The following is a 16,319-nucleotide window of genomic DNA, read 5'->3' on the forward strand; positions in this document are numbered from 1 at the left end:
GGCAAGACAACGGGAGGCTTTTCATCCTCGGTTTCCTCAGGCATTCCTGAGAAACCGGGCCAAAGCTCATTGACAAGCCTTGGCCGAAAGCATCCGGCAATCCTGCCCCATGACAGGTCAACGGTTGGTTTGGCAGAACCGGCCCATCCGGGTCTGCCGGTCTTTCCACCGCTAAAAGATAGGGCGCGGCTGGAACATTTCATCGGGAGACGTGTCCCGAAACAGATCCGGCGGGCGCTCGGAAAGCGCCCGCCGGATAATCTTAGCGGCGGATACCCAGGCTGGTGATCAGCTTGGAATAGCGGCCTTCATCCTTCTTCTTGAGATAATCAAGAAGCGAGCGGCGGCTCGAAACCATCGTCAACAGGCCACGGCGGGAATGGTTATCCTTCTTGTGGTCCTTGAAGTGTTCGGTCAGGTTATTGATGCGTTCGGTCAGGATAGCGACCTGGACTTCCGGAGAACCGGTATCGCCTTCAACGGTCGCATATTCCTTGATCAGCGCAGACTTGCGCTCAGCAGTGATCGACATCGGGTTATCCTTTCTAAGAGGAGGAGATAAAGTCGCCAAAAGCCGGGATGTCGTCCAGCTTTGGCCGTGAATGCAAACGGGCGTACCCGATGCTGGCGCTGCCTATAAACCAAATATGGATCGATGGAAAGAGGGGTCGTCCTTGGCGGCTTCAACGGCCCGCCATGGCGCCCCGGACCATCCCGTCATAGGCTGCAGGATCCTGCAGCATGGCGAAATGGCTCACATCTTTCAGGATAACGAGTTTGGCGCCCGGAATCTGTTTTGCCATCATTTCCGTATGGTCGAGCTTTACGGCTTCATCATGATCGCCGATGGCAAGTGTGACCGGCACCGAGATCTTGCCAAGATCGGCGGCCGTCCAGGCCGGCTGGGTTGCCCACATTTCGGAGATCTGCTTGACGAAGGCGTCGTATTCGTTCGGCGTCGGCGAAAGCTTCCGGTACTGCTCGCCGGCGACGTTGATGTAGTCGTTGAAGGTCTTGTTGTCCATGACGTCAGCCTTGACGCCGTCTGTTGTGACGTTGGCTGCCTGGGCAATGACGCGGGTCAATTTTTCCGGGTGTTTCATCGCCATGTCGATGCCGATGATGCCGCCGTCCGACCATCCGACAAGCGTCACCTTGTCGATCTTCAGATAGTCGAGAAGTGCCACATAATCCGATGTCATCAGGTCATAGCCGAAGGGCTGCTGGCTGCGCGTCGAACGTCCATGGCCGCGGCTGTCGGCAACGATGACCCGATGATCCTTGGCAAAATCGGCGACCTGGTGACCCCAGACCTCGGCATTTCCAAGACCGCCATGAATGAACAGGATGGGGTCGCCTTCGCCGTATTCGGCGTAATACATCTTGATGTCGTTCACCTCGGCCATGCCGCTCGTCTTTGCCACCGGCATCGAAGGAAAGGCCGGAAGCTCGGCCCAGCGCTCGGCGGATTGAGCGCCGGTGACGGCGAGAAACATCGAAAAGAACGTCAGGATTGCGATAGCAGTTACGCGCATAATCTTTCCCTCTGTCAGGCCCCCATGGCCCCTCGGGCCGCTATGGCTGCCCGACAGGGAAGATATCGCATCGCGACCGGCTGACAATCGCTGTCTTGTCGGAAAGCCAGATAGGCTCAGGCGAAAACCCGCTTCGGGCGAAACTCGCCCTGGCCGATCTCGCCGATCGCGATCAGCTTGCCGCGGGCCGTCGCATAGGCTTCGCTTTCGGCAACCGGCGCATCGCGGCCACGCACCAGGATCGGGTTGCCCATCTTCAGCCGGTGCGCCTGGTCGTCATTGATGACCAGATGGGGCAGGGAGGATAGCGCTTCGCAGGTGTTGATCAGCAGCGCGTCGAGGGCCGCCAGGCGCTCGTCCATATCCTCGATCGCCTCCAGCGCCACGAGATCCGCGAGCGGCACCATGGCCTCTTCCGCGAAAGGCGCGACGAAGGTGCGCCGCAGCCCGGACACATGGCCGTAGCAGCCGAGCTCGCGCCCGAAATCGCGCGCCAGCGCCCTGACATAGGTACCCTTGCCGCATTCCACTTCGAAATGCGCGCTATCGGCGTCCGGGCAGGCAATCAAGGTCAGCCGGAAGATATCGACCTCACGCGAGGGGATTTCGACGGTTTCGCCTTCGCGCGCCAGATCATAGGCGCGTTCACCTGCGATCTTGATAGCGGAAAACTGCGGCGGCACCTGGCTGATGGTACCGATATATCCAGGCAGGATGTCGCGGATCTGCTGTTCGCTCGGGCGTTTGTCCGAACTCTCCGTCACTTCGCCCTCGAGATCGTCGGTCGCCCGCTCCTCGCCCCAGCTCACCGTGAATTCATAGATCTTGCGGCCGTCCATCACGTAGGGGACGGTCTTCGTCGCGTCGCCAAGCGCGATCGGCAGCATGCCGGAGGCGAGCGGATCGAGCGTGCCGGCATGACCGGCCTTCTCAGCCTTATAGAGCCACTTGATCTTGGAGACGGCTTCCGTCGAGCCGAAATCCACCGGCTTGTCGAGGATCAGCCAGCCGGAAATCGGCCGGCCTTTGGGTTTGCGTGGTTTGGACATGCGTCTCTTCTGTTTATTGTTCGTCATTATCGCCGTCGAGGTCGCGGCTCACCTCGGGCGAACGCAGCAGCTCGTCGATCTTCTTGTAGTTGTCGAAGCTGGTATCGTCGCGGAAGCGTACCTCCGGCATGTATTTCATCTGCCGAAGCTGCGGCCCGAGCCGGCCACGGATGAACCTTGCATGGCGGTTCAACGCCTTGATGACGATGCTGTGGTCTGAAACGCCGAGCGGCGTCACATAGGCGGTAGCGATCTTGAGGTCCGTCGACATGCGCACTTCCGAGATCGAGATCACGGTCGCCTCGATGATTTCGTCACGCACTTCGCCGCGCTGCAGCACCTGGGTGAGAGCGGCGCGAACCTGTTCGCCAATGCGCAGCATGCGCTGCGAAGGCGCGGAAGAAGTTGGTCTGGTCATTGTTATCTCTATCTGCCGATGCGGCTGGGAATCGAACCCGTCAAAGGAGAGCGTCCATGACTCTTTTGGTCCAAAAGGTCAAGTCAGCAGATGCCCGAAAGCCATCCGCCGGCTGGCGGATGGCTTTCGGAAAAGTTCAGGCGCAGCAGCTTAGAGCGTGCGCGTGATATGCTCGACGCGGAAGCACTCGATGACGTCGCCGGCGCGCATGTCCTCGTAGTTTTCGAAGGCCATGCCGCATTCCTGACCCATCGGCACTTCGGACACTTCGTCCTTGAAGCGCTTGAGCGTCTTGAGCTTGCCTTCGTGAACGACGACGTCGTTGCGGATGAGGCGGACGCCCGCACCACGTTCGACCTTGCCTTCGACGACACGGCAGCCTGCGACCTTGCCGACCTTGGTGATGTTGAACACCTCGAGGATCTCGGCATTGCCGATGAAGGTTTCGCGCCGCTCCGGAGACAAGAGGCCCGACATCGCTGCCTTCACATCATCCACGAGGTCGTAGATGATGTTGTAGTAGCGGATTTCGATGCCTTCGCGTTCGGCGAACTGGCGTGCCTGCGTATTTGCACGGACGTTGAAGCCGATGATGGCCGCGTTCGAGGCTTCGGCGAGCGAGATATCCGACTCGGTGATGCCGCCGGCGCCCGAATGGACGATGCGGGCGCGCACTTCGTCGGTGCCAAGCTTCTCCAGCGCACCGGCAATCGCTTCGATCGAGCCCTGCACGTCACCCTTGATGACCAGCGGGAACTCCTTGATGCCGACGCTCTGGCGTTGCATCATCATCTGTTCCAGCGAACCGCGCTGTCCCGACTGGCGGGCAGCCGCCTTGTCGCGGGCCAGACGCTGACGATATTCCGAGATTTCGCGGGCGCGGCTTTCGCTTTCGACGACGGCGAACTTGTCGCCCGCCTGCGGCGTGCCGGAAAGACCGAGAACCTCGACCGGCGTTGCCGGACCGGCTTCCTTCACATGGTCGCCCTTGTCGGTGACGAGAGCGCGCACGCGGCCCCAGACGTCGCCGGCGACGATGATCTGGCCGGGACGCAGCGTGCCCTTCTGCACGAGCACGGTCGCGACCGAACCACGGCCACGATCGAGCTGGGCTTCGATGACAGTGCCTTCCGCCGTCCGGTTCGCATTGGCCTTGAGATCGAGAATTTCCGCTTGCAGCAGGATCGCCTCGAGCAGTTTGTCGAGGTTCTTGCCGGTCTTGGCCGAAACCTCGACGTCAAGCACTTCGCCGCCCATCGATTCCACGAAAACTTCGTGCTGCAGCAGCTGGTTGCGGACCTTCTGCGGATCAGCCTCGTGCTTGTCGACCTTGTTGATCGCCACGATGATCGGAACACCGGCCGCCTTGGCGTGGTTGATCGATTCGATCGTCTGCGGCATCACGCTGTCGTCGGCTGCGACGACCAGGATCGCGATGTCGGTCGCCTGCGCACCACGGGCACGCATTGCCGTGAAGGCGGCGTGGCCGGGCGTATCGATGAAGGTGATCTTCTGACCGTTCTGCTCCACCTGATAGGCGCCGATATGCTGGGTGATGCCACCGGCTTCGCCGGAGACCACGTTGGCATGACGGATGGCGTCGAGCAGCGAGGTCTTGCCGTGGTCGACATGGCCCATGATGGTAACGACGGGCGGGCGCGAAACCAGTTCGCCATCGTCGTCGGACACGTTGAAGATGCCGAGTTCGACGTCGGATTCCGACACGCGCCTGACCGTATGGCCGAATTCGCCGGCGATGATTTCGGCAAGGTCGGCGTCGATGACGTCGCCCGGCTTCATCATCTGGCCTTCCTTCATCAGGTACTTGATGACATCGACGGCGCGTTCGGACATGCGCTGCGACAGTTCCTGAATGGTGATGGTCTCGGGCAGAACCACTTCGCGGGAGATCTTCTCGCGGGTTTCCTGCATCTGACCGCGGCGGAACTTCTCCTGCCGGCGACGCATCGCCGAGAGCGAACGACCGCGGGCATTGTCCTCGCCGTCGACGTTGGCAGTGGTGATCGTCAACTTGCCGCGACGGCGCTCTTCATCCGTCTTCGGACGAGTCGTGACCGGCTTTGCGGGTTCCGGGCGAACGACGCGGCCACGGACTGGGCCGCCACGCGCTGCGCCACGATCGTCTTCTTCCTTTTCGTCGCGGCGACCGCGAACGGCTCCTGGAACGGCAGCTCCGGGTGCCGGACGGGCAGCAGGTGCTCCAGCCGCATCGGGCCGGCGTGCGGCCGGTGCCGACGTTGCGGGCTGCTGCGGCCGTGCGGCGTCGGTGCGTGCTTCGGCAGGAGCCGGTTCTGCGGCTGCAGGTTCAGCAACAGCGGGTGCCTCAGCCTGCCGGATAGCCTCTTCAGCGGCCCGGCGGACTGCCTCTTCCGCTTCGGCTGCCTTGCGGATAACCTCTTCGGCGGCACGGAGCTTTTCTTCCTCGGCGCGGCGGATCGCATCCTGCGCGTCACGCGCCTGGGAGTCGGCAAGCGCGCGGCGGCGGGCGTCCATCTCTTCCGGCGACAGATGGTTCAGCACCACCGGGCGCGGACGATCGTTCTGGCGCGGCTGCTGGTGAGACTGCTGCGGCGGACGCTGGTTCGTCTGGTTGTTGTTGCCCTGCTGAACCCGCGGTGCCGGCGTCGGCTGCTGCGGACGCGCCTGCACGGGTGCGGGCGCCGGTTCGGCTGCGCGCACGGGGGCCGCCGGAGCGACAGGCGTGATCGGCTTTTCGTCTTCCGGGCGCATCGGGCGCCGCTTACGGGTCTCGACGACGACCGCCTTGGTGCGACCTCGACCCATATCCTGGCGAACGGTACCCTGGCTCATCCCCGATGGTTTCAGGGTGAGTGTCTTTTTGCCCGCTACGCTGATTGTCTTGTCGTCGTTACTATCGGTCATTCGTTCCCGTTCCTTCGGACAGGGAGCGATGACTAGATCAGACCCTGTCGTTCAATACTGTCGATCAATGAGGATGGGACCGGCCGATGCCGGTGACCGCCTCATTGTTTTAGCCGGCCAGCGCCGCCCGCTGCCCGGGACTGACCGCCAATACGGTACTGTTCGAGCATCTTTGCGCGCTTCACTACACCTTCACCCGCCTGCCCTGCAAGCACTGCGGCATGGATAAAAGCATTCTGGCCCATCAGGCCTTCCATTTCGCTCTCCGAGAAGAGACGGAAGGAAGGTATCTCCTCCTCGGTCTCCATTCCGAGGTGCCAGGCCTTGCGGGCCTGGTCGATTTTCCGGACGCCGTCGTCCGCTGCACCAGTCGCGTGGAACACCGCAAGGGCTGCTCCACTTCTGACCGCGGCATCCACTTTCGAGGAGCCGCTGACGAACTGGCCGGCTTTCCGCGCCATGTTCATCATCTGCATCAATTGCGCCGCGAGCAGCCGATCGACACTCGCGCCGAGATCGTCCGCCGCCTTTACATCCGTCTTCAGCGCGCGGGCGAAGAGCTTCTTCGCCACTGCCCTGTCGACCAGCGACCGGTCGATCTTCACCCAGCATCCGCGTCCCGGAAGCTCGCGCTTCAGATCGGCGACAACTGTTCCATCGGGAGCGGCGACGAAGCGGATCAGCTCTTCCGGCGATCCGCTTTCGCGCGTCACGATGCACATACGTCCGTTCACGTCATAACCTGCAAGATCGTCGTCCTCGAGAGGAGCGTCCGGTTCATGCGCGGTCATCATGCTTCTTGTTCGGCTTCGGTGACCTCTTCTTCGGTCCCCTTATCCAGGTCCTCTTGCGTGATCCAGCCAGCCGAAAGGCGGGCCTGGACGATCATCTGTTCTGCTTCGACGCGTGAGACGTCGAACTTCGAGAACAGGCCTTCGAACTTCTTCGTTTCGCCGTTCTTGCGTTCCGACCAGCCGACGAGATCGTCGGCAGCGCAGCCGGCAAAGTCCTCGATCGACTTGATGCCGTCTTCGCCGAGCGCCACCATCATCTGGGCGGTCATGCCGTTGATTTCACGCAGTTCGTCCTGGACACCGAGCGCCTTGCGCTTCTCGTCCATCTCGGCTTCGAGACGCTCGAGGAATTCGCGGGCGCGCTGCTGGATTTCCTGCGCCGTCTCCTCGTCGAAACCGTCGATCGAGGAGATTTCGTCGAGATCGACATAAGCCAGTTCTTCAACTGCGGCAAAACCTTCCGAAGCCAGAACCTGGCCGACCATCTCGTCGACATCGAGCGAATCCATGAACAGGTTGGTGCGCTCGTTGAATTCCTTCTGGCGGCGTTCCGATTCCTCGGCCTCCGTCATGATGTCGATATCCCAGCCGGTCAACTGCGAAGCGAGGCGGACGTTCTGGCCGCGGCGGCCGATCGCAAGCGACAGCTGCTCGTCGGGAACGACCACTTCGATACGCTCGGCATCCTCGTCGAGAACGACCTTGGCGACTTCGGCCGGCTGCAGGGCGTTGACGACGAAGGTCGCCGGGTCCTGGCTCCACGGGATGATGTCGATCTTTTCGCCCTGAAGCTCGCCGACCACGGCCTGAACGCGTGAGCCGCGCATACCGACGCAGGCACCGACCGGATCGATCGAACTGTCGTTCGAGATCACCGCGATCTTGGCGCGCGAACCCGGGTCGCGGGCGACCGATTTCACCTGGATGATGCCGTCGTAGATCTCCGGCACTTCCATGGTGAAGAGCTTCACCATGAATTGCGGATGCGTGCGCGACAGGAAGATCTGCGGGCCGCGCTGCTCGCGACGGACATCATAGACATAGGCACGGACGCGATCGCCATAACGGACGTTTTCGCGCGGGATCATTTCGTCGCGGCGGATAATGCCTTCGCCACGGCCGAGATCGACGATAACGTTGCCGTATTCGACGCGCTTGACGGTACCGTTGACGATTTCGCCGACGCGATCCTTGAATTCGTCGAACTGGCGGTCGCGCTCGGCTTCACGCACCTTCTGCACGATCACCTGCTTGGCCGACTGTGCGGCGATGCGGCCGAAATCCATCGGCGGCAGCGGATCGGCGATGAAATCGCCGAGTGCGGCGTCCGGGTTGCGGTCGCGGGCCAGCTCCAGCGGGATCTGCGTCGAATAATCCTCGGCCTTCTCGACGACTTCGAGCAAGCGCTGCAGGCGGATTTCGCCGGTCTTCGGATTGATGTCGGCTCGGATGTTGGACTCGGTGCCGTAACGGGAGCGTGCCGCCTTCTGGATGGCATCGGCCATTGCGGCCAGCACGATCTCGCGGTCGATGACTTTTTCGCGCGCCACTGCATCTGCGATCTGCAGAAGTTCGAGCCGGTTCGCACTGACTGCCATTGTCTTGTTTCTCCGTCTTTACTCCAGGGTTCCCGTCCCTGGAGCGGTCTGTTGATCGGTTATTCTTCGTCGTCCGCTTCGTTCTGGTTGGCGGCCTGGGCTTTCGCCAGCTTGTCGGCGCGCAACGCGTCGCGGATCAGGTCGTCGGTCAGAATGAGCTTCGCATCGCTAAGCGCCGTGAAGGGAATGGTGACCTTCTGCTCTTCCCCATAGGCGATCTGGTCACGCTCGAGCGTGAAACCATCTGTGCCTGCTTCGACGATCTTGCCGCGGAAGCGCTTGCGATTGTCGATCAAGATCGACGTCTCGCATTTCACAAGGTGGCCCTGCCAGCGGACGAAATCGGATTTCCGCACCATCGGACGGTCGATGCCGGGCGAAGACACTTCCAGATGATACTCTTTATCGACCGGATCTTCCACATCGAGGACGGGAGAAATCGCCATCGAGACTTCTTCGCAATCCTGGACCGTCATCGTGCCGTCGTCGCGTTCGGCCATGACCTGCATCGTCGCGCCGTTCTGGTTCATCATGCGGACGCGGATAAGCCGGAATCCCAGGTCGACGAGAACGGGTTCGATGATATCGGCAAGACGCTGGTCGAGCCCGGTTTCGGTAATCAGCCGCGGCTCACGTTCGTTGTCTGCGTTTGTCAGATCCGACAAGCGGTGCGCTCCTCGCAATTTCATGCTTTTTCGGCGATCGCGGTAATAAAAAAGAGCGGGTCCTTGCGGCCCACTCTTCATCAAGCGATCAAGAATTTGAGAGGCATATAGTCGGGTTTTTCCGAAATTGCAAGGTCTGCGACCGATTCGGCCAATTCGCTTCCGGCGACGTGATGAGGCCTATGGCCAGCGCCGGTGTTGCGCATATATTGCCGTTGGCGCGCAATAACAAAAGCGGGAGAAATCGTGGCCTACACTTCGTCGACATTGGCGCCTTTGCGGCACGATACCTACCGCACCATCTGGTTTGCGAGCCTTTCTTCGAATTTCGGCGGCCTGATCCAGGCGGTCGGCGCCGCCTGGATGATGACGACGATCACCGCCTCGGAGGACATGGTGGCGCTGGTGCAGACCTCGACGGCGCTGCCGATCATGCTGTTTTCGCTGATATCGGGCGCGCTGGCCGACAATTATGACCGCCGCCGGGTGATGCTGACGGCGCAGTGCATGATGCTCACGGTCTCGGCGCTGCTGACGGCCTCAGCCCTTCTCGGCTGGATCACGCCCTGGCTGCTGCTCTTCTTCACCTTCCTGATCGGCTGCGGCACCGCGCTCAACAATCCCTCCTGGCAGGCCTCGGTCGGCGACATGGTGCCGCGCGCCGATCTGCCGGCCGCGGTCACGCTGAACAGCATGGGATTCAACATCACCCGCAGCGTCGGCCCGGCGATCGGCGGCGTCATCGTCGCGGCTGCCGGCGCGGCCGCGGCCTTCGCGGTGAACACGCTGAGTTACCTCGCCTTGATCTATGCCCTGCTGCGCTGGCGTCCAGTCGCGCCCGTCTCGACCCTGCCGCGCGAGGCGCTCGGCAGCGCCATCTTCGCCGGCCTGCGTTATGTCTCGATGTCGCCTAATCTCGAAAAGGTCCTTGTCAGGGGACTGCTCTTCGGCATCGGCGCCAGCTCGATCCTGGCGCTGCTGCCGGTCGTCGCCCTCGATCTCGTTGCCGGCGGGCCGCTGACCTATGGTTTCATGCTCGGCGCCTTCGGCATCGGCGCGATTGGCGGTGCGGTGCTGAATGCCAGGCTTCGCCAGGTGCTTTCCAGCGAGATGATTATCCGCCTCTCCTTTGCCGGCTTCGCATTGAGCGCGGTCATCGCAGCCGTGAGTCCGAGCGCCGTCCTGACCTCTGCCGGGCTGCTCGTTTCCGGCGCCTGCTGGGTCTCCGCACTTTCGCTCTTCAACACCATCGTCCAGCTTTCGACGCCGCGCTGGGTGGTCGGCCGGGCGCTGTCGCTCTACCAGACCGTCACCTTCGGCGGCATTGCCGGCGGCAGCTGGCTGTGGGGCGTCGCCGCCGATCGTTACGGCGTTGCCGATGCGCTGCTGATGTCATCCGTCGTCATGCTGCTCGGCATCGCCATCGGCCTGCGTTTTTCGATGCCGGCCTTCGCCTCGCTCAATCTCGATCCACTGAATCGCTTCACCGAGCCGGCCCTCAGTCTCGACATTACACCGCGCAGCGGCCCGATCGTCATCCAGGTCGATTACGAGATCGCCGATGAGGACCTTGCCGAGTTCATGGAATTGATGGGGGAACGCCGACGCATCCGCATCCGCGACGGCGCCCGCAACTGGGCGCTTATGCGTGATCTCGAAAATCCCAGCCTTTGGACGGAAACCTACCACACGCCGACCTGGGTCGAATATATTAGACACAACCAGCGGCGCACGCAGGCCGATGCCGAAAATACCGACAGGCTGCGTGCGCTTCACCGCGGCGAAGGTCCGCTGCATGTCCACCGCATGATCGAACGCCAGGCCATTCCGCCCGGCGACGACGTCTTCCACAAGGCGCCGATCGATCTGCATCATTGAGACTAGCTAGCAGAGATCAAAAATGTATAGATTCAGGCTCGCCCGCCAATCCGATCTGGCCGCCATCATCCGGCTTCTGGCCGATGACGATCTTGGCGGCAGCAGGGAGATCGTTTCGGATCCTGTCGACGCGCGTTATCTCTCGGCCTTTGCCGCAATCGAGGCGGACGCCAATCAGCTTCTGGCCGTCGCAAGCGATGCGACCGATCGGGTCGTCGGCTGCCTGCAGCTGAGTTTTGTTCCCGGTCTTTCGAGGACGGGTATGTGGCGCGGCCAGGTTGAAAGCGTGCGTGTGGCAAGCGATCTTCGCGGTTCTGGCCTCGGCGCGCAATTCATCGAATGGGCGATCGCCCAATGCGCCGAGCGCGGCTGCGGCCTGGTGCAGCTGACATCGGACAAGACGCGAGGGGATGCGATCCACTTCTACGAGAGGCTCGGTTTCGTCGCCAGCCATGAAGGTTTGAAACGCAATCTCTGAAGCCGGTTACTTCAGCTTGCCCTTCATCGTCGCCTCCGGAAAGCATGTCGGCTTCATATCGTTCTTTGCCTGCCACTGGCCGATTGAACGCCGGGTCTTGTAGCCCGGCAGACCGTCGGAACCGCCGACATCATAGCCCTGCCGTTCCAGCGCCTTCTGCATGGCGGCGACATCCGAGCGCAGCATCTTGCCGACATCACCCCATCTGCCCTGGAAGGCGCCGTCATTATAGGCGATCCGGTCGGCGAGGTTGCCGATATAGAGCGCGTAGAGATCGGAATTATTGTATTCCTTGATGATGTAGAAATTCGGCGTGACGATGAATTCCGGTCCGTCGCGGCCGGCCGGAACCAGCATCATGCCCTCAGCCTTCATCTCGCCGGAGGGAAAGCCCTTGCCGGAGATGCGGTCGATTCCGAGCGAGGCCCAGTGCGACAGCGGCTTTGCCAGATCGGGTCCTTCCTGCGCGCAGGAAACCGCCTCCGGTATCGACACCTCGAAGCCCCAGTCGCGGCCGCGCTGCCAACCTTTCTTGACCAGGTAATTGGCGATCGAGGCGAGCGTATCGGGCACCGAGGTCCAGATATTGCGGTGGCCGTCGCCATCGAAATCCACGGCATATTTCAGATAGCTGGTCGGCATGAATTGCGGCTGGCCGAGTGCGCCCGCCCACGAACCCTTGAAATTAGCAGGTGTGACGTCACCGCCGTCGAGAATATGGAGTGCGGCCACCAGCTCGGTGCGGAACATCTCCTTGCGCGTCGACATGAAGGCCTTGGTCGCCAGCACCTCGATCGCCGAATTCGGGATCTTCGCCGCACCGAAGCCGGTCTCACGGCCCCAGATGGCCAGCACGATCGAGCCCGGCACGCCATAAGTCTTTTCGATCCGCTTCAGCGTCGAGCCGTATTGGGCGGCAAAGCCGCGACCCGTTGCGGCAAGTTTCTTCAGCTGGTCTTCGTTGAAATAGGGAGCGGGCGAGGAAAATTCGGCCTGCGTCTGCTTCTGCTCCTTCGGCGGGAAACCGGGCGGGGCGAGATCGGGCAGGTTCCAGTTCAACGTGATGCCGGAGAAAGCGGCTTGAAAGACCTTCTCCGAAATGCCGTTCGCCTTCGCCTCCGGCCAGAGGTCACTCTGCACCCATTTCTCGAACTGCGCCTCGACATCGGCTTTCGAAGGGGCCGCGTAACAGGAGAGGGGCAGGAGAGCTGCCGCCAACGCGAGTGCGAATATCCGCAGCCGCCGTGGAACACCCCCCTCTGCCCTGCCGGGCATCTCCCCCACAGGGGGGGAGATCGGCCGGGCGCGGAGGTTTCCGCCGATAATCGACGTTTCTGCGCGGCAAGCTGACAATGAAGCGGGAAACCAAAGCCACTTGTGATCTCCCCCCTTGGGGGGGAGATGCCCGGCAGGGCAGAGGGGGGTGTGGTGCAACATACGCAAGCCTCTCATATCACCGTCCGCGCCCGAAGTGCCGCCGCAAGCGTGCCCTCGTCGAGATAGTCGAGCTCGCCGCCGACAGGCACGCCATGCGCCAGCCGCGTGATCTTCACATCGAGCCCCTGCAACTGGTCGGTGATGTAATGCGCCGTCGTCTGTCCCTCGACCGTGGCATTGACCGCGATGATCAGCTCCCGGATGCCGCCTTCGCCGACCCGGTCGATCAGGCCGCGAATGTTGAGATCGTCAGGACCGACCCCGTCGAGTGGTGACAGCGTGCCGCCGAGCACGTGATAGGCGGCGTTCATCGCGCCTGCCCGTTCCAGCGCCCAGAGATCCGAGACGTCCTCGACGACGATGATGACGGATTGATCGCGTTGCGTGTCGGTGCAGACAATGCAGGGATCGACCGTATCGACATTGCCGCAGCGCGAGCAGATCTTCACCTTGTCATAGGCCTCGCCCATCGCATTCGACAGCGGGCCGAGCAGCTGGTCCTTCTTCTTGATCAGATGCAGTGCCGCCCGGCGCGCCGAGCGCGGCCCAAGGCCCGGCACCTTTGCCAGAAGCTGGATGAGTTTTTCGATTTCGGGGCCGGTGACTCGTTTTGCCATGCGCCGTTCTTAACTGATATAGAACGAAAACGGAATCGCGGAAGGATTGCCCGTCCCATGAAAATCCTGGCCTTGTGCACCGGCAATCCGGAAAGACTGCCGGGCAAGAGCTACAAGACCGGCATCTTCAAACACGCCGTCAACGGCGCGGTGATGATCGACGCCGAAGGTCTTGTCGGCGATGCGATCTGCAACCGCAAACACCATGGCGGCGTCGACCAGGCGGTCTATGTCGAGGGATCGCTGACGCTCGACTGGTGGGCGCAGGAACTGGGCCGACCCTACGAGGCGGGTACTTTCGGCGAGAACATGGTGATATCAGATCTCGACAATCGCGACGTCGCCGTCGGTGACCGCTTCGCCGCTGGCGATCTCATCCTCGAGGTCACGGCATGCCGTATGCCCTGCGCCACCTTCGCCGCCAGGATGGTCGATCCGAAATTCGTCAAGCGTTATACCGCCGCCGCCCGTCCCGGCATCTATTGCCGCGTCATCCGAGGCGGCGTGGTCGAGCCCGGGATGCCGATGGAATACACTTCTTTTTCGGGAGACAAGATTACGATGCCCGAGCTAATGGAGACCTTCGGCCGAAGGCTTCAGGGCGCAGATCGGGCGCGATATCTCGCGGCCCCAATTCACTACAAGCTTCGGGCCATGCTGGAATCCCAAGCCGACGAAGCACACTAGCTCACACACCTTGATATGTGGACCGCCTCAGAACGGCAGCTTGAAGCCGGGCGGGATCGGCAGGCCTGCGGTCAGTGCCTTGGTCTTTTCGGCGGCGAGTGCCTCGGCCTTGTCCTTGGCGTCCTTGTGGGCGGCGACGATCAGGTCCTCGAGGATCTCGACATCGTCTTCCTTGAACAGCGACGGATCGATCTTCAGGCTCTTCAGCTCGCCCTTGCCCGATATGACGACGGCAACGAGACCGCCGCCCGCCTTGCCTTCGGCCGTGAGCTCGGCGATCTCCGCCTGCATCTGCTCCATCTTGGCCTGCATTTCCTTGACTTTGCCCATCATGCCCATGATGTCGCGCATCGTCTCGCTCCTTCTTAAACCTAGAATTCTATATCGTCGCCCGGCAGGATGTCACCTTCCTCGGATTCGGCGGCGGCCGGCGGCGTCGCCTCGCCTTCCTCCTCCGGTTCGGGCGCCCGCACGCGCACGTCGATGATCTTGGCACCCGGAAAATGCGCAAGGATCGCCGCCACGTCAGGGTCCTGGCGCGCGTCGATCACATGCTGTTCCCGCGTCCTGGCCTCCGCTTCGACAAGCGTCGGCTGGCCCTCGTCGCGGCTGAGGCTGACGATCCAGTGGATGCCGGTCCATTCCTTCAGCTTGACGGCAAGCTCGTTGAGCAGCGTCGTCGGCGCACCGGGAGCCAGGCTGACGTCGAGCCGGCCGGCTTCGATCCGGACCGGGCGCAGGAAGGTGCGCACCATCGCCTTCAGCTTCGGATCGCGTTTCTCGGTGGCGAGGTTGACGATATCATTGACCGAATTGACCGGGACGAGCGGCTTAAGGGCTTCCGCGGGCTTTGGCTCGATCCGCCCGACAGACATGGTCTCGGGCTGGCTGCTCGGCACGGCACGCAGCATCGCCACCGGCGCGGAAGGCTGTGGCGGGCTCGGTGCGGTTTCCGCGGCGCGCGCCGCGACACTGTTCTGATAGGAAACCCGTGTCCCGTTGCCGCCGCCATTGCCGGACGGCGGGGAAGAGGGCCGTGGGCCGGTATTGTCACCGGAAAATTCGGCAAGCCGCCGCGCCGCGTCTTCGGGCGCCGGCAGATGCGCGGCATGCGCAAGCCGGATCAGCACCATCTCGGCCGCCCCTGCCGTCCGCGACGAGCCTTCCGTTTCCGGAATGCCCTTGAGCAGCATCTGCCAGATGCGCGACAGCGTCGTCACTGCAACACCCTTCGCAAATTCCGCTGCCTTAGTGCGTTCGACCTCGCTGAGCGAAGGATCGTTGGCCGCATCCGGCACATATTTCAGCCGCGTCACCAGATGGGTGAAATCGGCAAGATCGGTCAATACGACCACGGGATTGGCGCCGGCTTCGTACTGGTTCTGGAACTCGCCGAGGGCTGAGGCCACATCGCCTTTGACGATGTGCTGGAAGAGATCGACGATCCGGGCGCGATCGGCAAGGCCGAGCATGCCGCGCACGGCTTCCGCCTGCACCACGCCTGCGCCATGAGCGATCGCCTGGTCGAGCAGCGACAGGCCGTCGCGCGCCGAGCCTTCGGCCGCACGCGCGATCATCGCCAGCGCGTCGGCTTCCGCCTCGATGCCTTCCTTGGCCGCGATCGTCGTGAACAGCCCAACGAGATCCGAGGCGCTTATGCGGCGCAGGTCGAAACGCTGGCAGCGCGACAGCACGGTGATCGGTACCTTGCGGATCTCGGTGGTGGCGAATATGAACTTCACATGCTCCGGCGGCTCTTCCAGCGTCTTTAACAGGCCGTTGAAGGCCTGCGTCGACAGCATATGCACTTCGTCGATGATATAGACCTTGTAGCGCGCCGAAACCGGCCGGTAGCGCACCTGCTCGATGATCTCGCGGATATCGTCGATACCGGTATGGGAAGCGGCATCCATCTCGATCACGTCGACATGCCGGCCTTCCATGATTGCCTGGCAGTGCTCGCCCGGCGTGCGAAGGTCGATCGTCGGCTTGTCGATTTCTGATGTCTTGTAGTTCAGCGCCCGCGCCAGGATGCGCGCCGTCGTCGTCTTGCCGACGCCGCGCACGCCGGTCAGCATGTAGGCTTGGGCGATGCGACCGGTCTCGAAGGCGTTGGTGAGGGTGCGGACCATCGGCTCCTGGCCGACCATCAGGTCCGTGAAATCCTTGGGGCGGTATTTGCGAGCCAGCACTCGGTATCCGGTGCCCGTCGAGGCGGCATCTTTTGATTGTCGCTCGGTGTCGCTCATCGCCCTGCTT

Annotated in this window: 15 protein-coding genes; 3 read left to right on the forward strand and 12 right to left on the reverse strand. The window is 62.2% G+C overall.

The window, feature by feature from the left end; genetic code table 11:
- Window positions 1-262: 262 nt before the first annotated feature.
- The 8 genes from rpsO to rimP form a co-directional block, all read right to left on the reverse strand.
- A complete protein-coding gene (gene rpsO, locus AC245Y_RS22610) occupies window positions 263-532 on the reverse strand; it encodes a 30S ribosomal protein S15 (RefSeq protein ID WP_003544317.1) in 270 nt (89 codons plus the stop codon).
- Window positions 533-683: 151 nt separating this feature from the next.
- Window positions 684-1,535 (reverse strand): alpha/beta fold hydrolase, encoded by an 852-nt coding sequence (locus tag AC245Y_RS22615; RefSeq protein ID WP_026157529.1) that lies wholly within the window; start codon window positions 1,533-1,535, stop codon window positions 684-686.
- Window positions 1,536-1,651: 116 nt separating this feature from the next.
- Window positions 1,652-2,584 carry a tRNA pseudouridine(55) synthase TruB gene (gene truB, locus AC245Y_RS22620; protein WP_012759650.1) on the reverse strand — a complete coding sequence of 311 codons (933 nt, stop codon included), beginning with the start codon at window positions 2,582-2,584 and terminating at the stop codon, window positions 1,652-1,654.
- 13 nt (window positions 2,585-2,597) lie between these two features.
- On the reverse strand, window positions 2,598-3,002 hold the full coding sequence (gene rbfA, locus AC245Y_RS22625; RefSeq protein WP_012759651.1) for a 30S ribosome-binding factor RbfA: 405 nt from the start codon (window positions 3,000-3,002) through the stop codon (window positions 2,598-2,600).
- A 150-nt stretch (window positions 3,003-3,152) separates the two neighbouring features.
- A complete protein-coding gene (gene infB / locus AC245Y_RS22630) occupies window positions 3,153-5,906 on the reverse strand; it encodes a translation initiation factor IF-2 (RefSeq protein ID WP_017995658.1) in 2,754 nt (917 codons plus the stop codon).
- Between the two features lie 101 nt (window positions 5,907-6,007).
- Window positions 6,008-6,700: an RNA-binding protein gene (locus tag AC245Y_RS22635; RefSeq protein WP_003544325.1), complete on the reverse strand. Its 693-nt coding sequence runs from the start codon at window positions 6,698-6,700 to the stop codon at window positions 6,008-6,010.
- Window positions 6,697-8,298 (reverse strand): transcription termination factor NusA, encoded by a 1,602-nt coding sequence (nusA, locus tag AC245Y_RS22640; RefSeq protein ID WP_003544328.1) that lies wholly within the window; start codon window positions 8,296-8,298, stop codon window positions 6,697-6,699. Before nusA ends, AC245Y_RS22635 begins: the two co-directional genes overlap by 4 nt.
- A 59-nt stretch (window positions 8,299-8,357) precedes the next feature.
- Window positions 8,358-8,963 (reverse strand): ribosome maturation factor RimP, encoded by a 606-nt coding sequence (gene rimP, locus AC245Y_RS22645; protein WP_012759653.1) that lies wholly within the window; start codon window positions 8,961-8,963, stop codon window positions 8,358-8,360.
- A 198-nt stretch (window positions 8,964-9,161) separates the two neighbouring features.
- Between rimP and AC245Y_RS22650 the strand changes: the two genes are divergently transcribed.
- Both AC245Y_RS22650 and AC245Y_RS22655 read left to right on the forward strand, forming a co-directional pair.
- Window positions 9,162-10,841, forward strand: coding sequence for an MFS transporter (locus AC245Y_RS22650; protein WP_017995660.1), 1,680 nt, complete (start codon window positions 9,162-9,164; stop codon window positions 10,839-10,841).
- A gap of 22 nt (window positions 10,842-10,863) precedes the next feature.
- Window positions 10,864-11,319 (forward strand): GNAT family N-acetyltransferase, encoded by a 456-nt coding sequence (locus AC245Y_RS22655; protein WP_017995661.1) that lies wholly within the window; start codon window positions 10,864-10,866, stop codon window positions 11,317-11,319.
- Window positions 11,320-11,325: 6 nt separating this feature from the next.
- Here the strand turns inward: AC245Y_RS22655 and AC245Y_RS22660 are convergent, their stop codons facing one another.
- Complete coding sequence (locus AC245Y_RS22660) at window positions 11,326-12,594, reverse strand: lytic murein transglycosylase (protein ID WP_032996753.1); 1,269 nt, start codon at window positions 12,592-12,594, stop codon at window positions 11,326-11,328.
- Between the two features lie 173 nt (window positions 12,595-12,767).
- The gene (gene recR / locus AC245Y_RS22665) at window positions 12,768-13,373 is read right to left on the reverse strand and encodes a recombination mediator RecR (RefSeq protein ID WP_003555792.1); all 606 of its coding nucleotides are present in this window, start codon (window positions 13,371-13,373) and stop codon (window positions 12,768-12,770) included.
- 57 nt (window positions 13,374-13,430) lie between these two features.
- Here recR and AC245Y_RS22670 point away from each other — a divergent pair, with 57 nt between their 5' ends.
- Window positions 13,431-14,060 carry an MOSC domain-containing protein gene (locus AC245Y_RS22670; RefSeq protein WP_012759657.1) on the forward strand — a complete coding sequence of 210 codons (630 nt, stop codon included), beginning with the start codon at window positions 13,431-13,433 and terminating at the stop codon, window positions 14,058-14,060.
- A 27-nt stretch (window positions 14,061-14,087) separates the two neighbouring features.
- Here AC245Y_RS22670 and AC245Y_RS22675 read toward each other — a convergent pair whose 3' ends face one another.
- Both AC245Y_RS22675 and AC245Y_RS22680 read right to left on the reverse strand, forming a co-directional pair.
- Window positions 14,088-14,411 (reverse strand): YbaB/EbfC family nucleoid-associated protein, encoded by a 324-nt coding sequence (locus AC245Y_RS22675; RefSeq protein WP_003555794.1) that lies wholly within the window; start codon window positions 14,409-14,411, stop codon window positions 14,088-14,090.
- A gap of 20 nt (window positions 14,412-14,431) precedes the next feature.
- Complete coding sequence (locus tag AC245Y_RS22680; protein WP_017995663.1) at window positions 14,432-16,309, reverse strand: DNA polymerase III subunit gamma/tau; 1,878 nt, start codon at window positions 16,307-16,309, stop codon at window positions 14,432-14,434.
- Window positions 16,310-16,319: the final 10 nt, after the last annotated feature.

The sequence above is a fragment of the Rhizobium sp. SRDI943 genome, from assembly GCF_057653695.1.

Excerpts from the sequence above, each read along its gene's own strand:
- AC245Y_RS22615 (WP_026157529.1), bottom strand. The coding sequence starts at position 1,535 with ATGCGCGTAACTGCTATCGCAATCCTGACGTTCTTTTCGATGTTTCTC.
- truB (WP_012759650.1), bottom strand. The coding sequence starts at position 2,584 with ATGTCCAAACCACGCAAACCCAAAGGCCGGCCGATTTCCGGCTGGCTG.
- AC245Y_RS22675 (WP_003555794.1), bottom strand. The coding sequence starts at position 14,411 with ATGCGCGACATCATGGGCATGATGGGCAAAGTCAAGGAAATGCAGGCC.
- recR (WP_003555792.1), bottom strand. The coding sequence starts at position 13,373 with ATGGCAAAACGAGTCACCGGCCCCGAAATCGAAAAACTCATCCAGCTT.
- AC245Y_RS22660 (WP_032996753.1), bottom strand. The coding sequence starts at position 12,594 with ATGCCCGGCAGGGCAGAGGGGGGTGTTCCACGGCGGCTGCGGATATTC.
- infB (WP_017995658.1), bottom strand. The coding sequence starts at position 5,906 with ATGACCGATAGTAACGACGACAAGACAATCAGCGTAGCGGGCAAAAAG.
- rpsO (WP_003544317.1), bottom strand. The coding sequence starts at position 532 with ATGTCGATCACTGCTGAGCGCAAGTCTGCGCTGATCAAGGAATATGCG.
- AC245Y_RS22670 (WP_012759657.1), top strand. The coding sequence starts at position 13,431 with ATGAAAATCCTGGCCTTGTGCACCGGCAATCCGGAAAGACTGCCGGGC.
- AC245Y_RS22680 (WP_017995663.1), bottom strand. The coding sequence starts at position 16,309 with ATGAGCGACACCGAGCGACAATCAAAAGATGCCGCCTCGACGGGCACC.
- AC245Y_RS22635 (WP_003544325.1), bottom strand. The coding sequence starts at position 6,700 with ATGATGACCGCGCATGAACCGGACGCTCCTCTCGAGGACGACGATCTT.
- nusA (WP_003544328.1), bottom strand. The coding sequence starts at position 8,298 with ATGGCAGTCAGTGCGAACCGGCTCGAACTTCTGCAGATCGCAGATGCA.
- AC245Y_RS22655 (WP_017995661.1), top strand. The coding sequence starts at position 10,864 with ATGTATAGATTCAGGCTCGCCCGCCAATCCGATCTGGCCGCCATCATC.
- rbfA (WP_012759651.1), bottom strand. The coding sequence starts at position 3,002 with ATGACCAGACCAACTTCTTCCGCGCCTTCGCAGCGCATGCTGCGCATT.